Source organism: Serratia sp. BNK-4, assembly GCF_048685115.1.
Lineage (GTDB): Bacteria > Pseudomonadota > Gammaproteobacteria > Enterobacterales > Enterobacteriaceae > Serratia > Serratia bockelmannii.
Genome location: NZ_JBLQTM010000001.1, coordinates 1,315,619 through 1,332,325 on the forward strand (window position 1 = coordinate 1,315,619; position 16,707 = coordinate 1,332,325).

Below are 16,707 nucleotides of genomic sequence, written 5' to 3' on the forward strand. Positions count from 1 at the left end.
ATGATTGCTGTATTCTTACCGCCATATCCGTTTAGGGGAGTGAAAGCTCCCTATTTATGGATATTTTATCGCCTGCTTAACTCATTGCAGCAGCGTTCACTTTTTATCGCCGGTAATGATTACTTGTTGTCTCCGGAAGAGTGGCGCAAGTCAGAACGTTGGGAATTTGATGTACCTACAATGAATAATTTGGGTTACAGCATTCCGTCTGATGAGCTATTGGCCAGTCATGATTATTACCATTTGAGAGAGAGTGTATTTGAGAGTTTATTAGACTCTTCAAACTACAATCCGATGTTGGCGTTCAAGAAAATGCTGACCCAGCGAATCCCCGAGCTGGAAGCTGAGCTGCTAAACCATCTCCAAGGCGATGAGTCTGGAAAAATAGAGGGGATATTGTCAATTTGCAATTGCCCTTCTCTGGAGGCCGTTGCCGAGTCCTTATCTATTCCTGTCATGCACTTTGAAGTAGGGCCGTTGAGAATGCCCTCTTATTATAGTACAGGGTATTTGGATTTCTCAGGTGTTAACGGTCACACAGAGGCAGAGAAGCGCTATTTGGCGGTTCAGGAACAGTGCCAGGTCGATCTTTCCATAGAGGAGTTGCATCGTTACTTCCTGCGTGTGCCAAATACTCTTGAGCAGCAGTGTGATGCCGATCTGGGGATCGCATTACAGGTTGAAGACGATTCAAATCTCGTTGCTTATGGTGAAGAATTCACTAATCTGACGTTGCTTTCCTATGCGCGTACACGTTTTCCAGAGAAAAAATTATTAATTCGCACTCATCCTGGTAGTCAGTTCCAGCTCAAGGAGGGTGAGTATGAGATCGACAGTTCACCGACCAGTTTGTCTTTCGTCCAGCGTTGTCGAGAGATTTTAACGATTAATTCTAGTGTGGGATTAGAAGGAATTTTCGCTGGTATACCAACGACAGTCGTTGGTGACAGTTCATATAAATATATAACCTTGGCAGACGATGAACAAGAAAGAGCTAATCGTTTGGCATTTTATCTATTTTCATACTTAGTTCCATTCGAATTGATTTTCGATATTGATTATCTGCGATTCCGTTTATCTCGGCCAAGTGAACAGGCGATAGTCAGTCGCCATATTGAATATTATTCTACTGAGAAGGAAGGATTTTTAAAAATGCAGGGGTTGACTCTGGGTGAGTTGCTATCAAAACAGGTTAAGCAAGAAAATGAAAAGCAGGATGATATGCAACAAAAAATTCGTGTTGCTGAGCATCATCTGATGATCGATAACGAAGAAAAGCAGGCAATGATTTCTTCTATGCAAGAGCAATTGCTGTTGCTTCAGGAAACGCTTATACAACAGCGAGAGCAACAGCTGGTTACTCAGCAATTGTTGGAGAATGCGCAAAAAGAAGTTCTTCTTTTAAATAATAATTATGTTGAAGACGAACCTCTTAAATTAAAGATTGAAACACTGAGTCAACAACTTAGTGAAAGTCAGTCCGACATGAACAATATGCGAAAAAGTCTGTCGTGGCGACTAACGGTACCTGTTCGTATGCTTGGTCGGGCCATTCGCGGTGAGTTTGGGGTAATCAGGGATATATCCAGACACTACATGCGACAGCGTAAAGGGACAAAATCGACCTCTTTGGTTGGGAAAAGTTGGCAAGCGTTTCGTGCAAGTCCGCATCCTTATAAGGCTTTGCTTCGCAAAACTAAAGTGGCAGGCAAACTATTGCTAACCGGCCGTTTCGGTGAGTTGCGTAGCAGTCTTCTACGTGTGGCGAAAAATACCGCTAATACGCCGATGCCGCTAGTTAATATAGATACCGACCATATTGTTATTCTCACTACTAGGCATACACTGTTTGTGGCCCATTTGCTTGAGAAAACGCTTGTAGAGGTGGGGCGCGGCGTTACCATAATTGAAGCATACTCAGCGCCGGCGGACAGTGGGCAACTGCATATTGTTATTTGCCCTCAAATTTTTGCTGAGCTGCCGCAAAACTTTGTTGCGTTCCAAATGGAACAATCTATTAACCCACGTTGGTTTACGCCAGAGTATTTTGCGATTCTCGAACGTGCAATGGCTATATTTGACTATTCCCTGACTAACATTAATTACTTATTAGAACATGGTATCCCTTATCAAAAATTGTTCTACCTCCCAATTGCTTCTTTTGCAGACTACAGCTCAAAATTGACCCAGAAAGGTCATAAGTTGAACGGCAATGAGGAGCAAATTGACGTTCTCTTCTATGGTGATACGAATTGTGAGCGTCGTCGTCATTATCTTGAACAATTGGGACAACGTTTTAATATTCATATTGCCTCTGGTGTATTCGGCGATGAGCTGACCCGGCTGGTGAAAAATGCCAAACTGGTTATTAACCTGCATTACTATGAGAATGCGTTGCTTGAGACCACACGTATTTACGAAGTGCTATCGTTGGGAACGCCAATTGTTAGTGAAGAAAGTGTGGATATCGCGGAGCATACGTCTCTCATTGATGTTATTGATTTTGCTCCTATTGGCGATATTGACGCAATGGCGAAAAAAATTGATCGTCTCTTGAACGATCAAGATTATCATGCTAGCCGTAAGAAAAATATTGCGTTGTTTACTCATAGCGACAACAACTTTGAAGGCTATTTCAAACGCTATCTTTTGGCGAATGATTTGATTGATTTCGAAACTTATAAAAATGGCGTTGATTTTATCCCTGCGATAGAGGCGGATATTCCAAAACTCTGCCTCTCACTGACGGAAACACCGGTACGGAAGCAAGATTTCCTCAGTAAGCCTACCCATGGTTTCAAGGTCATTGAGGGGGTTAGACACCGTATTGGCTGGATCGGATGTGGCATGAGTTATAAATACATGCTGTCTGTGCTTGCCGATCGTAATACCGAAATGGCTATGATCTGCGAGGACGATGCGTTATTCCCTGACGACTTTGACATTAAACTTGAGAAGATTGTTGCTTATCTGGAACGCAGCAATTGGGATTGGCACATTTTCTCGGGCATTATTGCGCATTTGAATGAAGATACGGAGATTCTGGCTGTCGAGGAGGTCGATGGCATTGAGTATATTTATATCAATCGCATGACAAGCACGGTGATGAATATTTACTCACGTCGTGGGATAGAGGCAGTTAGCCACTGGGATGAACGTAACGTTGATGCTCAAACCAATACCATAGATCGCTATTTGGAGTCAGTGCCAAATCTGGTTGTGGTGACCACTCTACCTTTCCAGGTTGGGCATGCTGAGGATCAAACCTCCACGTTGTGGGGGTTCGTAAATACTCAATATCTGGATATGATCAGTGAAAGTGAGCGTTTATTGAAGGAAAAAGTAGACGCGTTCAAGGCGGCCCAGGTGCGGTGACTCAAGCCCCTCGTTTCGTACTGATTGACTGAACCGCAGACCACGGCACCTTAGGGTGCCGTGGTTTTTTGTGGGGAGGATATGAATATATTGCGACATCATGTGACCTATCGCACCAATCACTACCCACGCGGCTCAATCCTGAGTTAACATGTGTGCCACATCACAAAACCTGCTGGCCGACGTTGCCGGCAGGGTCATCCTCAGACAGGAGTTCCTAAATGTCCAAGCAACAAATCGGCGTTGTCGGCATGGCGGTAATGGGCCGCAACCTCGCGCTGAACATCGAGAGCCGTGGTTACACCGTTTCCATTTTCAACCGTTCTGGCGACAAAACTGACGAAGTGATCGCTGAGAACCCGGGCAAGAATCTGGCGCCGTATTACACCGTAGAAGAGTTTGTCGAATCGCTGGAAAAACCGCGCCGCATCCTGCTGATGGTGAAAGCGGGCGAAGCGACGGATAAAACCATTGCCTCGTTGACTCCGCACCTGGACAAGGGCGATATCCTGATCGATGGCGGCAACACCTACTATCAGGACACCATCCGTCGTAACCGCGAACTGTCCGACCAGGGCTTTAATTTCATCGGCACCGGCGTTTCCGGCGGTGAAGAGGGCGCGCTGAAAGGGCCTTCCATCATGCCTGGCGGCCAGAAAGAAGCTTACGAGCTGGTGGCACCGATCCTGGAGAAAATCGCTGCGGTCGCGGAAGGCGAGCCTTGCGTGACTTATATCGGCGCTGACGGTGCCGGCCACTATGTGAAGATGGTGCACAACGGCATCGAATACGGCGACATGCAGCTGATTGCCGAAGCCTATTCCCTGCTGAAGCAGGCGCTGAACCTGAGCAACGAGCAGCTGGCCGAAACCTTCGCCGAATGGAACAAGGGCGAACTGAACAGCTACCTGATCGACATCACCAAAGACATCTTCACCAAGAAAGACGAAGAGGGTAAATACCTGGTCGATGTGATCCTGGACGAAGCCGCCAACAAAGGCACCGGCAAGTGGACCAGCCAGAGCTCGCTGGATCTGGGCGAACCGCTGTCGCTGATCACCGAGTCGGTGTTCGCACGCTACCTGTCCTCGCTGAAGGACCAGCGCGTTGCCGCGTCTAAAGTGCTGACTGGCCCGAAAGTGGCGCCGTTCAGCGGCGACAAAGCCGAATTCATCGAGAAAGTGCGTCGCGCGCTGTATCTGGGTAAGATCGTGTCCTACGCACAGGGCTTCTCACAGCTGAAAGCCGCTTCTAAAGAAAATAACTGGGATCTGCACTACGGCGAAATCGCCAAGATCTTCCGCGCCGGCTGCATCATCCGCGCCCAGTTCCTGCAGAAGATCACCGACGCTTACGCGGCGGATGCCGATATCGCCAACCTGCTGCTGGCGCCATACTTCAAGCAAATCGCTGACGAGTACCAGCAGGCGCTGCGTGACGTGGTGGCTTACGCCGTGCAGAACGGTATCCCTACGCCAACCTTCTCCGCCGCGATCGCCTACTACGACAGCTACCGTTCTGCGGTGCTGCCGGCGAACCTGATCCAGGCGCAGCGCGACTACTTCGGTGCGCACACCTACAAACGTATCGACAAGGAAGGCGTGTTCCATACCGAATGGATGGAATAAGCGCTTTACCTGTCATCAAGCCGCCGCAAAGGCGGCTTTTTTTGGGTTCATCGCGCTTTACCGGGGAACGCTGCTTTGATTTTCAGGAAGAAGTAAGCGTTATCCCGGTATCCATACGCCATACGCCATCCGCTTCATCACCTTTATCTTATTGTTCATCCCTTCCAGTACGCTGGTATTCAACCAGTGCCTGGCACTCGCGATGATGCCCCCGGCATACCCTTTCAGCTTCTCGGCAAAGTGTTGCAACGCCTTTATTCCGCTTTATTCCGCTTTCCTGAGACTGCCTGTACCAGCTTGCCCAGCGTCTTTGCGCCTCTTGCTCGCTCGGGGCGTACCACAGTTCTTTCAGCGCTGTCTTCATCAGCCATACCACATTCAACGGCTGATTCGCTTCCAGCAACTCCGTGAGTTTTACGTCATGCCCTGCGGGTAGATTTTCCGGGTTGCGCAGCAGCAGCCAGCGGCTACGTTTGATGACCTGACGTGATTTTGGGTTAGCGCGTAGCTGATTAGCCTGGTCCACCCGCACCCGGTCGATAACCTCCCGGCCATACTTCGCCACCACGATGGAACAAGTCATAGACCACTTCCGCCTACGGGCAGTGATGCCTGACTTCCAGGTCTAACGCCGTATTCATATCCATGGCGACAGACTGGATAGCGGCACAGCCTTCAGGCCCCAGCCAGGTAAAAAAGGGGCGTAGAGCTGCTCTGCTGAGGCCTTCTCCCACCCACAGCACTTGCTGCGTATCCGCATCCATCACCACGGTGGCATAGCGATGTCCTTTGAACAGCGCGAACTCATCCATCACCAGACGGCGGAGGGTATGGCGCTGCGGCTCTGTTCGTTCCCGCAGCAGACGCCGGTAGTCGATATTCTTGACCGTATGCCAGTGTAATCCGGTGAGTTGAGCAACATGTTTAATTGGCAGTAAACGGGCCAGTGCCTCAACCCATACGGATAGCGCCGTGGTATATCTCTGGCGTTCAGGCAACCAGCTGATTTTCTCGGTGGTGACCCCACAATGAGGGCAACACAGACGCCGGACGGGGACGCTGAGCCAGACCACCCAGTCGAGTAGCTGGCGTTCACGCACCCGACGGAAGGAGACATCATGCACAACAGGCACCCGTCGCCCACAACGACGACAACAGGGCATGACGGCAGCGTCAGGCTGGAGCTGGAAAAGCAGGGTGTTGGCAGAAGGATGCGAGAAGGAATTGACGACAAAGCCTTCCCAGAACAGGGAGCAAAGGTTAGCATTCATAGTGACGGCAGTTTTGAAAGTTTAGGGTGTGTTTTGGCGAATACAAACCTAAACGTTCTTACTGCCGTTTTCTATTGGTTCACGCTAAGACGCGATGAACCTTATTTGCAACGTTTTAAGCGCCTGGAGAAAGCATGGAACACGTCTGAACCGGCGATTCCCGTATCTTTTCTACATGCCAACCTGGCATTATTCTTAATTTTTATTTTTTTTTAATAATAAGATCTGCATCTTATTATTCAGCATGTTAGCCGTATTTTCTTTTCATCTTCTTGCCTAACAATGCACATCTGCTAATATAATTCCTAATTCAGCGAATGGTTTTCGCTGTCACCGCTCTTACCTTCCGTTGGTGCGGCTTCCCTGTACGAGGTGAAAATGGATTTTTTTTTCTTTTCCGGTTTCAGTGAGGCTGTTTGACGGCGTCGGCGGAGATTTTAGGAATGTGCCCGGTTATTATTTTTTTTATTTTTATGCGAAATTACTGAAGTAGTGGGAAATCTTTATTTCATTTCACATATTAAAAAGCAAGAAAAGTCTCTTTAGCAATCAGCAAGCGATAGGTATTGGGTGATTAGCCTAATTGCCCTGAGCAATGCATCTGTTTTGGGGTAATGCGGGGTTTATGGTGAGATTAATTCCAGTCATTTTGGCCGGGGGCAACGGTAGCCGCTTGTGGCCCTTATCAAGAGAAGCATTTCCTAAACAATTTCTGACGGTCGATGGTAGCGGGCGCAGTTTGCTGCAGCAGACGCTGTTGCGCCTGGAAGGTCTGCGTGGGGGAGGAGATATCGCGGCGCCGATCGTCATTTGCAACGAAGAGCACCGTTTTTTGGTGACGGAACAGCTACGAGAAATCGACTGTTCGAATCCTCACATTATTCTGGAGCCCGCAGGGCGTAATACGGCGCCGGCAGTCGCGCTGGCTGCACACCACGTTCTCAAAGACGATCCTGATAGCGTGCTGTTGGTTCTGGCCGCTGATCATTTGATCACGCAGATAGACGCGTTTCATGATGCGTTGCGCAAGGCTATCGAATTTTCTTTGCGCGACTGTTTGGTGACCTTCGGCATCATTCCCCAGCATCCTGAAACGGGCTATGGCTACATCAAACGCGGAGCGCAGCTGTCACCTCATTGTTTTGACGTCGAGCGTTTCGTCGAAAAACCCTGTTATCAAAAGGCGCAAGCCTATCTGGAAAGCGGTGACTACAGCTGGAACAGCGGCATGTTCATGTTCACGGCGAAAAAGTATCTGCATGAACTGGCGCGCTTTCGCCCCGATATCTATCACAAAACGCTGTTGGCGATGGAAACCAGTCGGCGCGAGCTCAACTTCATTTACATTGATGAAGAAACCTTTCTCCGTTGCCCCTGCGAGTCCATCGATTACGCTGTGATGGAAAACACCGCGGATACAGTAGTGATGCCGATCGATATTGGCTGGAGCGATGTCGGGTCGTGGGCCGCCGTGTGGGAGGTGGCCGAAAAGGACGCCCAAGGCAATGTGCTCCGCGGCAATGTTATCGCTATCGACTCATTGAACAACTATGTTTACGCTGGCGACAAGCTGGTGGCCACGCTTGGCATCAACGATCTGGTGATCGTACAGACTGGCGATGCGCTACTGATTGCCGCGCGAGACGCGGTTCAGGATGTGAAACAATTAGTAGGCGAACTGAAGGCGCGCAAGCTGCCGTGTTGAGGCGCATGGAAAAATTTGCGTCAGAATCATGCTAAAGATTTCCAGAGCAGCGAGATAGTGATAAATGTAAGGAAGACCGTACCGGTGATTGCGACTCCATCGCATGAATTCCCCAGGATAGCGACAGAGCGCAAAGGTACAAATAACAGAAGAATGTGACATGACTGAGTTGACTTGTTTTAAGGCTTACGACATTCGTGGCCGATTGGGGAGTGAGCTGAATGATGAAATCGCTTATCGGATCGGCAGGGCTTTCGGTGAATATTTGCTCCCTAAAGCCGTAGTTTTGGGCAATGACGCCCGTTTGAGTAGTGAAAGCCTGAAACACTCACTGGCCAAAGGGCTTCAGGATGCCGGTGCCAGTGTGATTGACATCGGGTTGTGTGGGGCGGAGGAGCTCTACTTTGCCACGGCTTTTCTGGCTGCGGACGGCGGAATCGAAGTCACGGGCAGTCACAATCCTGAAAATTATAACGGCATGAAACTGGTGTGCAGGGATGCGAGGCCGATCAGTAGCGACTCTGGATTGAAGGAAATCAAAGCGCTCGCGGAGAAAAAGCACATCGAGCGCGCTGCATGTTCACGCGGCGGCTACCTTCAGGCCGATACCTTGAACGAGTATGTCGATCATATCCTGTCCTTCGTTGACTTCACGCATTTCAAACCGCTGAAACTGTTGGTGAACTCCGGACACGGCACTGCCGGGCGGGTTATTGACGCCATCGAGCGGCGCTTTCAGCAGCATCGGGTACCGCTGGAATTCATCAAGATTCAGCATGAGCCCGACGGCACCTTTCCTCATGGCGTACCGAATCCGCTGTTGCCCGAGCGTCGTCAGGACACAGCGGACGCGGTGCGGCATTATGGCGCGGATATGGGGATCGCCTTCGATGGCGATGCGGATCGCTGTTTCCTGTTTGATAGTCAAGGCCATTTTATCGAGGGCTACTATATCGTCGGTTTGTTGGCTGAGGCGTTCCTGGCTAAGGGGACAGGAGAGAAGGTTGTCCACGATCCGCGATTGAGTTGGAATACCGTGGATATCGTTGAAAAAGCCGGCGGTATTCCCGTGATGTCGAAAACCGGACACGCTTTCATCAAAGAACGAATGCGGGCTGAAGATGCAGTCTATGGTGGCGAGATGAGTGCCCACCACTATTTCCGCGACTTCTATTACTGCGATAGCGGCATGATCCCCTGGCTAATGGTCGCCGAGATCATGTCTCTGAAAGATCGCTCGTTGGAACAGCTGGTTGAGGAACGCATCCGCGCCTATCCTTCTTCGGGTGAAATTAACATTGTCCGCGTTCCTGCAATATCCGCGCTCGATATGATCGAGCGCCATTATCGAGATCAGGCCTTAGAGGTTGATAAGACGGATGGTGTCAGCATGACCTTTGCCGATTGGCGGTTCAATTTGCGAGCGTCAAACACGGAACCTTTGCTCCGCCTTAACGTTGAATCGCGAGGTAACCGCGACTTAATGGAGCGGAAAACAGAGGAAATTCTTGTGCTGGTAAACAGCCGACTATAAGGCTTCCCATTATCAGGGAAGCCTGTGTGCATTATTTCTGATGCCTTTCGCGCAGCCGGCCGATCACCGCGCTCAGATCCAGATCCTGGTCCTGCAGCAGCACCAGCAGGTGATAGATCAGGTCCGAGGCTTCGTTGGTCAGCTCTTCGCGATCGTTGACCGTGGCGGCCAGCGCGGTTTCCACACCTTCTTCCCCGACCTTCTGCGCGATGCGCTTGGTGCCGCTGGCGTACAGGCTGGCGGTGTACGAGCTGTCCGGGCTGGCGTGCTTGCGCTCCGCCAACAGCTGCTCCAGCTGATAGAGGAACGTCCAGTCGCTGGCGGCCGGGTGGAAGCAGCTGCTGTTGCCGAGGTGGCAGGTCGGGCCGATCGGGTTGGCCAATACCAGCAGCGTGTCGTTATCGCAGTCCGGCGTGATGCTGACCACCTTGAGGAAGTGGCCGGAACTTTCGCCTTTGGTCCACAGGCGTTGCTTGGTGCGCGAGAAGAAGGTGACGTTACCGCTCTGCTCGGTGGTCGCCAGCGCTTCCGGCGTCATGTAACCCAGCATCAGCACTTCGCCGGATACGGCGTGCTGCACGATGGCCGGCATCAGGCCGTCGGTTTTTTCCCAGTCCAGCTGGTTTCTCTGTTGTTCTGTCAGCACACGCGAATCTCCACGCCTTGTTCGACCAGGAACCTTTTCAGTTCGCCGATATTGATGATTTGTTTGTGGAACACCGACGCCGCCAGCGCGCCGTCGACGTCCGCATCGCGGAACGCTTCCAGGAAATGCTCCATGGTGCCCGCGCCGCCGGAGGCGATCAGCGGCACCTTGCAGGCCTCGCGCACCCAGCGCAGCTGCTGCAGATCGTAACCGTTGCGCACGCCGTCCTGGTTCATCATGTTCAGCACGATCTCACCGGCGCCGCGGCGCTGCACTTCCTGTACCCAGTCGAGGGTTTCCCACTGGGTGATGCGGGTGCGGCTCTCGTCGCCGGTATATTGGTTGACGTGATACTTGCCGGTTTCACTGTCGAACCAGGTATCGATGCCCACCACGATGCACTGCACGCCGAAGCGTTCCGCCAGGCGGCTAATCAACTCAGGATCGGCCAGCGCCGGCGAGTTGACCGAAATCTTGTCGGCGCCGAAAGACAGGATCTGGCTGGCATCCTCGGCGCTTTTAATGCCGCCGGCGACGCAGAACGGAATATCAATCACCTCCGCCACGCGCGATACCCAGCTTTTGTCCACCACCCGGCCGTCGCTCGAGGCGGTGATATCGTAAAACACCAGCTCGTCCGCACCTTCTTGCGCATAGCGCTGCGCCAGCGGCACGATATCGCCGATGATTTCGTGGTTGCGGAACTGCACGCCTTTTACCACTTGCCCGTCTTTAACATCCAGGCACGGGATTATCCGTTTTGCCAGCATGCGATCGCCTCCTCAACGCTAAATTTACCTTCCAGCAGGGCGCGCCCTACGATCACGCCGGCAACGCCGCTGCCACGCAGCTGGGCGATGTCGTCCAGATTGCCGATGCCGCCCGAGGCCTGGAAGGCCACCTGCGGATAGCGGCGGCTGATCGCCTGATACAGCGCCACGTTGGAACCGGCCAGCGTACCGTCGCGCGAAATATCGGTGCACAGCACGTGTTTGAGCCCGTAGGGCAGGAACTGCTCCACCACCTGTTCCAGCGTGGCGTCGGAATCTTCCTGCCAGCCGCTGATGGCCACGCGTTTCACGCCCTGCGGGTCGATACGCACGTCCAGCGCCAGCACCAGCGCGTCGGCGCCGTAGCGCTCGAACCAGCTCTGCACCAACTGCGGTTGTTTCACCGCGGTAGAGCCGATCACCACGCGTGTGGCGCCGGCCTCCAGCAGGGCGCTGACGTCTTGCTCGTTGCGGATGCCGCCGCCGACCTGCACCGGCACGTTAACCCCCGCCAACAGCTTGCGCAGCAGCGGGATCTGGCGTGCGGCCGGATCCTTGGCGCCGGTCAAATCGACCAGGTGCAGTACCTGCGCGCCCTGTTGTTGATAGTCCTGCAGACGCAGCAGCGGATCGTTGCCGTAGTCGCGCTGCTGGCCGTAATCGCCCTGATGCAAGCGCACCACGTTGCCGTCGATCAAATCCAAAGCCGGAATAATCATGCTGCCTACATCTCCAGAAAGTTTTTCAACAGTTGCGCGCCGGCCGCTCCAGATCGTTCTGGATGAAACTGCACGCCGAAGAAGTTGTCTTTTTGCACGGCGGCGGTGAAGGGCTCGCCGTAGTTCGCCTGAGCGATGGTGCTGGGGCATATCGGCATCGCATAGCTGTGTACGAAATAGAAGTAGGCGCCGTCATCGATGCCGCGGAACAGATGGTGGCCCGCTTGCGCGGACACCTGGTTCCAACCCATGTGCGGCAGCGGCAGGCCGAAGTCGGTCATCTGCTTTACTGGCGTATCGATGAGGCCGAGCGTCGTTATGCCGCCGTTCTCTTCGCTGCTGGCCGCCAGCAGCTGCATGCCGAGGCAGATGCCCAGCACCGGCTGAGTGCAGGCCCTGATCAGTTCGATCAGATCGCGTTCGCGCAGCTGATCCATCGCCGCCTGCGCGGTGCCGACGCCCGGCAGGAACAGCTTGTCGGCGCGCAGCACGATCTCCGGATCGCGGCTCACTTCCGGCTGATAGCCCAGGCGCCGCACCGCGTAGGTGACGGAGGCCAGGTTGGCGCAGCCGGTATCCAAAATCACCACGTTCATCACAGCACTCCTTTCGAGCTCGGCAGGGTATTGCCTTCGACGCGGATCGCCTGGCGCAGCGTGCGGCCAAACACTTTGAACAGGCTCTCGACCCGGTGGTGGTCGTTTTTGCCTTTGGTCTTCAGGTGCAGCGTGCAGCCCATGGTGTAGGAGAGCGAGCGGAAGAAGTGCTCGACCATTTCAGTGCTGAGATCGCCGACGCGCTGATAGTTGAACTCGGCCTTGTACTCCAGGTGCGGGCGGCCGGAGATATCCAGCGCGCAGCGCGCCAGGCATTCGTCCATCGGTAACACGAAGCCGAAGCGGGCAATACCGCGCTTGTCGCCCAGTGCCTTGTTCAACGCTTCACCCAGCGCCAGGCCGGTGTCCTCTACGGTGTGGTGATCGTCGATATACAGGTCGCCTTTGACGTCGATCTCCATGCGGAAGCCGCCGTGGGTGGCGATCTGATCCAGCATGTGGTCGAAGAAGCCGACGCCGGTTTTGATTTTGCTGCCGCCTTCGCGATCCAGCCAGACGTTGACATCGATCTGCGTCTCTTTGGTCACGCGGTTAACCCGCGCATGACGGTCGCGCAGGGTCAGCTGGCGCACGATCTCTTTCCAGCCCAGCACGCCGCGCTGGTAGCGCAGCCCCTGAATGCCCATGTTTTCTGCCAGCTGCACGTCGGTCGGCCGATCGCCGATCACGTAGCTGTGGGCGGTATCGAGCACGCCGGGTTCGAGGTAACCCTTCACCAGCGCGGTCTTCGGCTTGCGGCAGTCGCAGTTGTCCGCCGGCAGGTGCGGGCAGATCAACACATCGGCGAACTGAATGCCCTGCGAGCTGAGGATCTGCATCATCAGGTTGTGCGGCGGATCGAAGGTTTCCTGCGGGAAACTGGCGGTGCCGAGCCCATCCTGATTGGTGATCATCACCAGCTGATACCCCGCCTGTTGCAGCGCCAGCAGGGAAGGGATCACGTCCGGCTCGAGCGCCAGCTTGTCCAGGCGATCGACCTGGAAATCTTCCGGTGGCTCGGCGATCAGCGTGCCGTCACGATCGATAAAGAGGATTTTTTGGCTCACATTGGCTCCTGGCGAGTCTGGTTGGCGCCGGGCAGGGCGGACAAGGCGTCCACCACGCGTTGACATTCGTCGCGGGTGCCTATGGTGATGCGCAGGCAGCCGGACAATCCGGGCTGTTTGTTTTGGTCTCGTAAGATAATGCCCTGATCCCACAAGCTTTTAAACACATTACTTGAGGCGGTGAAGCGGGCCAGCAGGTAATTGCTGTCGCTGGCGAAAACCTGCTCGACGCAGGCGCATTTCTCCAGCTGTTGCTGCAGCCAGCTGCGGGTGGCGGCGATGTCGGTGACGCGCTGACGCATGGCGCGGATGCCTTCTTCGCTCAGCGCCTGCGCGGCGATATCCGCCACCGGCGTCGAGAGCGGGTAAGGTGCGATCACCTTCAGCAGCAGGGCAATCAGATCTTCGTTGGCGAGCGTAAAGCCGCAGCGCAGGCCGGCCAGCGCAAAGGCCTTCGACAGCGTGCGCAGGATAGCCAGGTGCGGATAGTCGCTCAGCCAGCCGGCCACCGAGGCCTGCGGGCAAAACTCGATATAGGCTTCGTCCACCGCGACGATCGCTTTGCCTTTGGCCATCTCCAGCAGGCTGCGTAGAGAGTCCGGGTCAATCAGGTTACCGGTTGGGTTGTTCGGGCTGCAGACGTAGATCAGCTTTACGTTGTCCAGGCTGTCCGCGATGGCCGGCAGATCCAGCTGCCAGTCCTCTTTGGCGGCTACGGTGCGGCGCTCCACGCCGAAGGTTTCGGCGCTGACGGCGTACATGCCGTAGGTCGGCGGGCAGAACAGAATGGCGTCTTTGCCCGGCTCGCAGAAGGCGCGGATCAGCAGCTCGATGCCTTCATCGGCGCCGCGGCTGACCAGCACCTGCTCTTTCTTCACCCCGGCGTAGGCGGCGTAGCGTTCGATCACCTGCGCCGGCTGGCACTCCGGATAGCGGTTGAAGGTTTGCGCGGTCAGCTGGAACTCGGGCGCGATCGGGTATTCGTTGGCGTTCAGCCACACGTCGCCCTTACCGCCGAGGCGGCGCGCCGATTGATAAGGGGTCAGCTCGCGAACGTTGGCGCGCGCCAGTTTTTCGATGCTCATGCTTGCTCCTTCAGGGCGGCGACGCGCAGGGTCACGGCGTTCTTGTGGGCGATCAGCTGCTCGGCGGCAGCCAGCGTCTCGATGGTGGCGGCCAGGTTGCTGAAGCCCTGCGGCGTCAGCTCCTGCACCGTCATGCGTTTTTGAAAATCGGCCAGCCCGAGGCTGGAGCAGGTGGCGGTGTAGCCGTAGGTCGGCAGCACGTGGTTGGTGCCGGAGGCGTAATCGCCGGCGGACTCCGGCGACCAGTCGCCGAGGAACACCGAACCGGCGCTGGTGATGCCGTCCACCAGTTCGCGCGCATTACGGGTCTGAATAATCAGGTGCTCCGGGCCGTAGCGGTTGCTGATCGCCACGCACTCAGTCAGATCGCGCGCTACGATCAGGCGGCTGCTCGCCAGCGCCTGGCGTGCGGTGTCGGCGCGCGGCAGCTCGGCCAGCTGGCTTTCCACCGCTTCGGCCACCGCCTGCGCCATCGCCGCGTCCGGCGTCAGCAGGATCACCTGCGAATCCGGGCCGTGTTCGGCCTGCGACAGCAGATCGGAAGCGACGAACGCCGGGGTGGCGCCGGCGTCGGCGATCACCAGCACTTCAGAAGGGCCGGCCGGCATGTCGATGGCCGCGCCGTCGAGGCGCTGGCTGACCTGCCGCTTAGCTTCGGTCACGAAGGCGTTGCCCGGCCCGAAGATCTTCGCCACGCGCGGCACGCTTTCGGTGCCGAACGCCAGGGCGGCGATCGCCTGCGCGCCCCCGACCTGAAACACTTCCTGCACGCCGCACAGCTGCGCCGCATACAGGATCTCATCGGCGATCGGCGGCGGTGAGCACAGCACCACCCGGCGGCAACCGGCGATGCGCGCCGGCGTCGCCAGCATCAGTACGGTGGAGAACAGCGGCGCTGACCCGCCGGGAATATACAGGCCCACCGAGTCGATTGGGCGGGTCACCTGCTGGCAGCGCACGCCCGGCTGCGTTTCGACGTCCACCGGCGGCAGTCGCTGCGCGTTGTGGAAGGTTTCCACGTTGGCGACGGCCACCGCCATCGCCTGTTTGATGTCATCACCCAACCGCGCGGCGGCGGCGGCGATCTGCTCGGCGCTGACGCGCAGCGCCGAGACTTCCGCCTTGTCGAAACGGGCGCTGTAGTCGCGCAGCGCCCGATCGCCATTGGCCTTCACGTTGTCGAGGATCTCACTCACCGTGCGGGTGATGCTGTCGGAGGCGGCGATTGCCGGGCGCATCAGCAGCTCGGCCTGGCGTTCGGCGCTGCACGTTGCCCAATCGATCGGCGTGTTGAAGGTCGACATGGCGTTACTCCATCATCTTTTCAATCGGCAGCACCAGAATCGAGCTGGCGCCGAGCGCTTTCAGTTTTTCCATGGTTTCCCAGAACAGGGTTTCGCTGCTGACCATGTGCATCGCCACGCGATTCTGCGCGCCGGCCAGCGGCAGAATGGTCGGGCGTTCGGCGCCCGGCAGCAGCGCGACGATCTCGTCCAGCTTCTCGCTCGGCGCGTGCAGCATGATGTATTTGGATTCGCGCGCCTGGATCACGCCCTGAATGCGGGTCATCAGGCGGTCAATCAGCTGCTGTTTGGCTTCAGGCATTTCGCCGTCGCGCTGGATCAAGCAAGCTTTGGAGCGGTAGATCACCTCCACTTCGCGCAGGCCGTTGGCCTCCAGCGTGGCGCCGGTAGAGACCAGATCGCAGATGGCGTCGGCCAGGCCGGCGCGCGGCGCCACTTCCACCGAGCCGTTCAGCAGGCAAGATTTGAAGCGCACGCCTTGTTTGTCGAGGTATTGCTTCAGCAGGTGCGGATAAGAGGTGGCGATGCGGGCGTCCTGCAGGCTTTGCGGGCCGGCGTATTCGGCGTCGAGTGGGGTGGCCAACGACAGGCGGCAGCCGCCGAAATCGAGGCGGCGCAGGGTGAAGTAACGCGGGTCTTCACCCTGGGCGCGGCGGCTGAGCAGCTCTTCTTCCAACACGTTCTCGCCGATGATGCCGAGATCGACCACGCCGTCCATCACCAGGCCCGGGATGTCGTCGTCGCGCACGCGCAGGATATCGATCGGCATGTTTTCGGCGAAGGCGATCAGACGCTGCTGCTGCAGGTTGATCTTGATGCCGCAGCGTGCCAGCAGTTCCTGGGATTCATCGCTCAGGCGGCCCGACTTCTGCATTGCGATCCGTAAACGTGTCTTGTCCAGCATGGTAACCTCTGTTTAATCTGTAATTTTATGAATTTATTGTAAAAAACTTTCTTTTCTGTCTGTCCGGAGCCAAAAAAAAACCCTCGGAAGAAATCTTCCGAGG

The 16,707-nt window shown here is 55.5% G+C and carries 12 protein-coding genes, 1 pseudogene and 1 other annotated feature (1 of these 14 running past the window's edge); of the genes and pseudogenes, 4 read left to right on the forward strand and 9 right to left on the reverse strand.

What is annotated here, in order from left to right; all coding sequences use genetic code 11:
• Window positions 1–3,375 carry a GT99 family glycosyltransferase N-terminal domain-containing protein gene (locus ACMGGW_RS06360; RefSeq protein ID WP_197832626.1) on the forward strand — a complete coding sequence of 1,125 codons (3,375 nt, stop codon included), beginning with the start codon at window positions 1–3 and terminating at the stop codon, window positions 3,373–3,375.
• A gap of 221 nt (window positions 3,376–3,596) precedes the next feature.
• Window positions 3,597–5,003 (forward strand): NADP-dependent phosphogluconate dehydrogenase, encoded by a 1,407-nt coding sequence (gndA, locus tag ACMGGW_RS06365; RefSeq protein WP_025302186.1) that lies wholly within the window; start codon window positions 3,597–3,599, stop codon window positions 5,001–5,003.
• A gap of 47 nt (window positions 5,004–5,050) precedes the next feature.
• Here gndA and ACMGGW_RS06370 read toward each other — a convergent pair.
• A pseudogene (locus tag ACMGGW_RS06370) lies at window positions 5,051–6,274 on the reverse strand (ISL3 family transposase).
• Between the two features lie 625 nt (window positions 6,275–6,899).
• On the opposite strand from ACMGGW_RS06370, the gene ACMGGW_RS06375 reads away from it, so the two are divergent.
• Both ACMGGW_RS06375 and ACMGGW_RS06380 read left to right on the forward strand, forming a co-directional pair.
• On the forward strand, window positions 6,900–7,979 hold the full coding sequence (locus ACMGGW_RS06375) for a mannose-1-phosphate guanylyltransferase/mannose-6-phosphate isomerase (RefSeq protein WP_075201350.1): 1,080 nt from the start codon (window positions 6,900–6,902) through the stop codon (window positions 7,977–7,979).
• A gap of 160 nt (window positions 7,980–8,139) precedes the next feature.
• Window positions 8,140–9,513: a phosphomannomutase/phosphoglucomutase gene (locus ACMGGW_RS06380; protein ID WP_049207911.1), complete on the forward strand. Its 1,374-nt coding sequence runs from the start codon at window positions 8,140–8,142 to the stop codon at window positions 9,511–9,513.
• Window positions 9,514–9,544: 31 nt separating this feature from the next.
• Here the strand turns inward: ACMGGW_RS06380 and hisIE are convergent, their stop codons facing one another.
• Genes hisIE through hisG form a run of 8 tightly spaced genes read right to left on the reverse strand, consistent with a single transcriptional unit; the run spans window position 9,545 to window position 16,604 of the window.
• Window positions 9,545–10,159: a bifunctional phosphoribosyl-AMP cyclohydrolase/phosphoribosyl-ATP diphosphatase HisIE gene (hisIE, locus tag ACMGGW_RS06385; protein WP_072627992.1), complete on the reverse strand. Its 615-nt coding sequence runs from the start codon at window positions 10,157–10,159 to the stop codon at window positions 9,545–9,547.
• Entirely contained in the window at window positions 10,153–10,929 is a 777-nt protein-coding gene (gene hisF, locus ACMGGW_RS06390; RefSeq protein ID WP_089195696.1) for an imidazole glycerol phosphate synthase subunit HisF, read from the reverse strand. The genes hisIE and hisF overlap by 7 nt, the downstream gene beginning before the upstream one ends.
• Window positions 10,911–11,648, reverse strand: coding sequence for a 1-(5-phosphoribosyl)-5-[(5-phosphoribosylamino)methylideneamino]imidazole-4-carboxamide isomerase (gene hisA, locus ACMGGW_RS06395; protein ID WP_025302188.1), 738 nt, complete (start codon window positions 11,646–11,648; stop codon window positions 10,911–10,913). Before hisA ends, hisF begins: the two co-directional genes overlap by 19 nt.
• Before the next feature lie 5 nt (window positions 11,649–11,653).
• A complete protein-coding gene (hisH, locus tag ACMGGW_RS06400; RefSeq protein ID WP_021504315.1) occupies window positions 11,654–12,244 on the reverse strand; it encodes an imidazole glycerol phosphate synthase subunit HisH in 591 nt (196 codons plus the stop codon).
• Window positions 12,244–13,311 carry a bifunctional histidinol-phosphatase/imidazoleglycerol-phosphate dehydratase HisB gene (gene hisB, locus ACMGGW_RS06405; protein ID WP_015377254.1) on the reverse strand — a complete coding sequence of 356 codons (1,068 nt, stop codon included), beginning with the start codon at window positions 13,309–13,311 and terminating at the stop codon, window positions 12,244–12,246. Before hisB ends, hisH begins: the two co-directional genes overlap by 1 nt.
• On the reverse strand, window positions 13,308–14,396 hold the full coding sequence (gene hisC, locus ACMGGW_RS06410; protein WP_197826267.1) for a histidinol-phosphate transaminase: 1,089 nt from the start codon (window positions 14,394–14,396) through the stop codon (window positions 13,308–13,310). The genes hisB and hisC overlap by 4 nt, the downstream gene beginning before the upstream one ends.
• A complete protein-coding gene (gene hisD, locus ACMGGW_RS06415; RefSeq protein ID WP_025302191.1) occupies window positions 14,393–15,700 on the reverse strand; it encodes a histidinol dehydrogenase in 1,308 nt (435 codons plus the stop codon). The genes hisC and hisD overlap by 4 nt, the downstream gene beginning before the upstream one ends.
• A 4-nt stretch (window positions 15,701–15,704) precedes the next feature.
• Window positions 15,705–16,604, reverse strand: coding sequence for an ATP phosphoribosyltransferase (gene hisG, locus ACMGGW_RS06420; RefSeq protein ID WP_015377256.1), 900 nt, complete (start codon window positions 16,602–16,604; stop codon window positions 15,705–15,707).
• A gap of 71 nt (window positions 16,605–16,675) precedes the next feature.
• Window positions 16,676–16,707, reverse strand: a sequence feature (His leader region) (it continues 95 nt past the right edge of the window).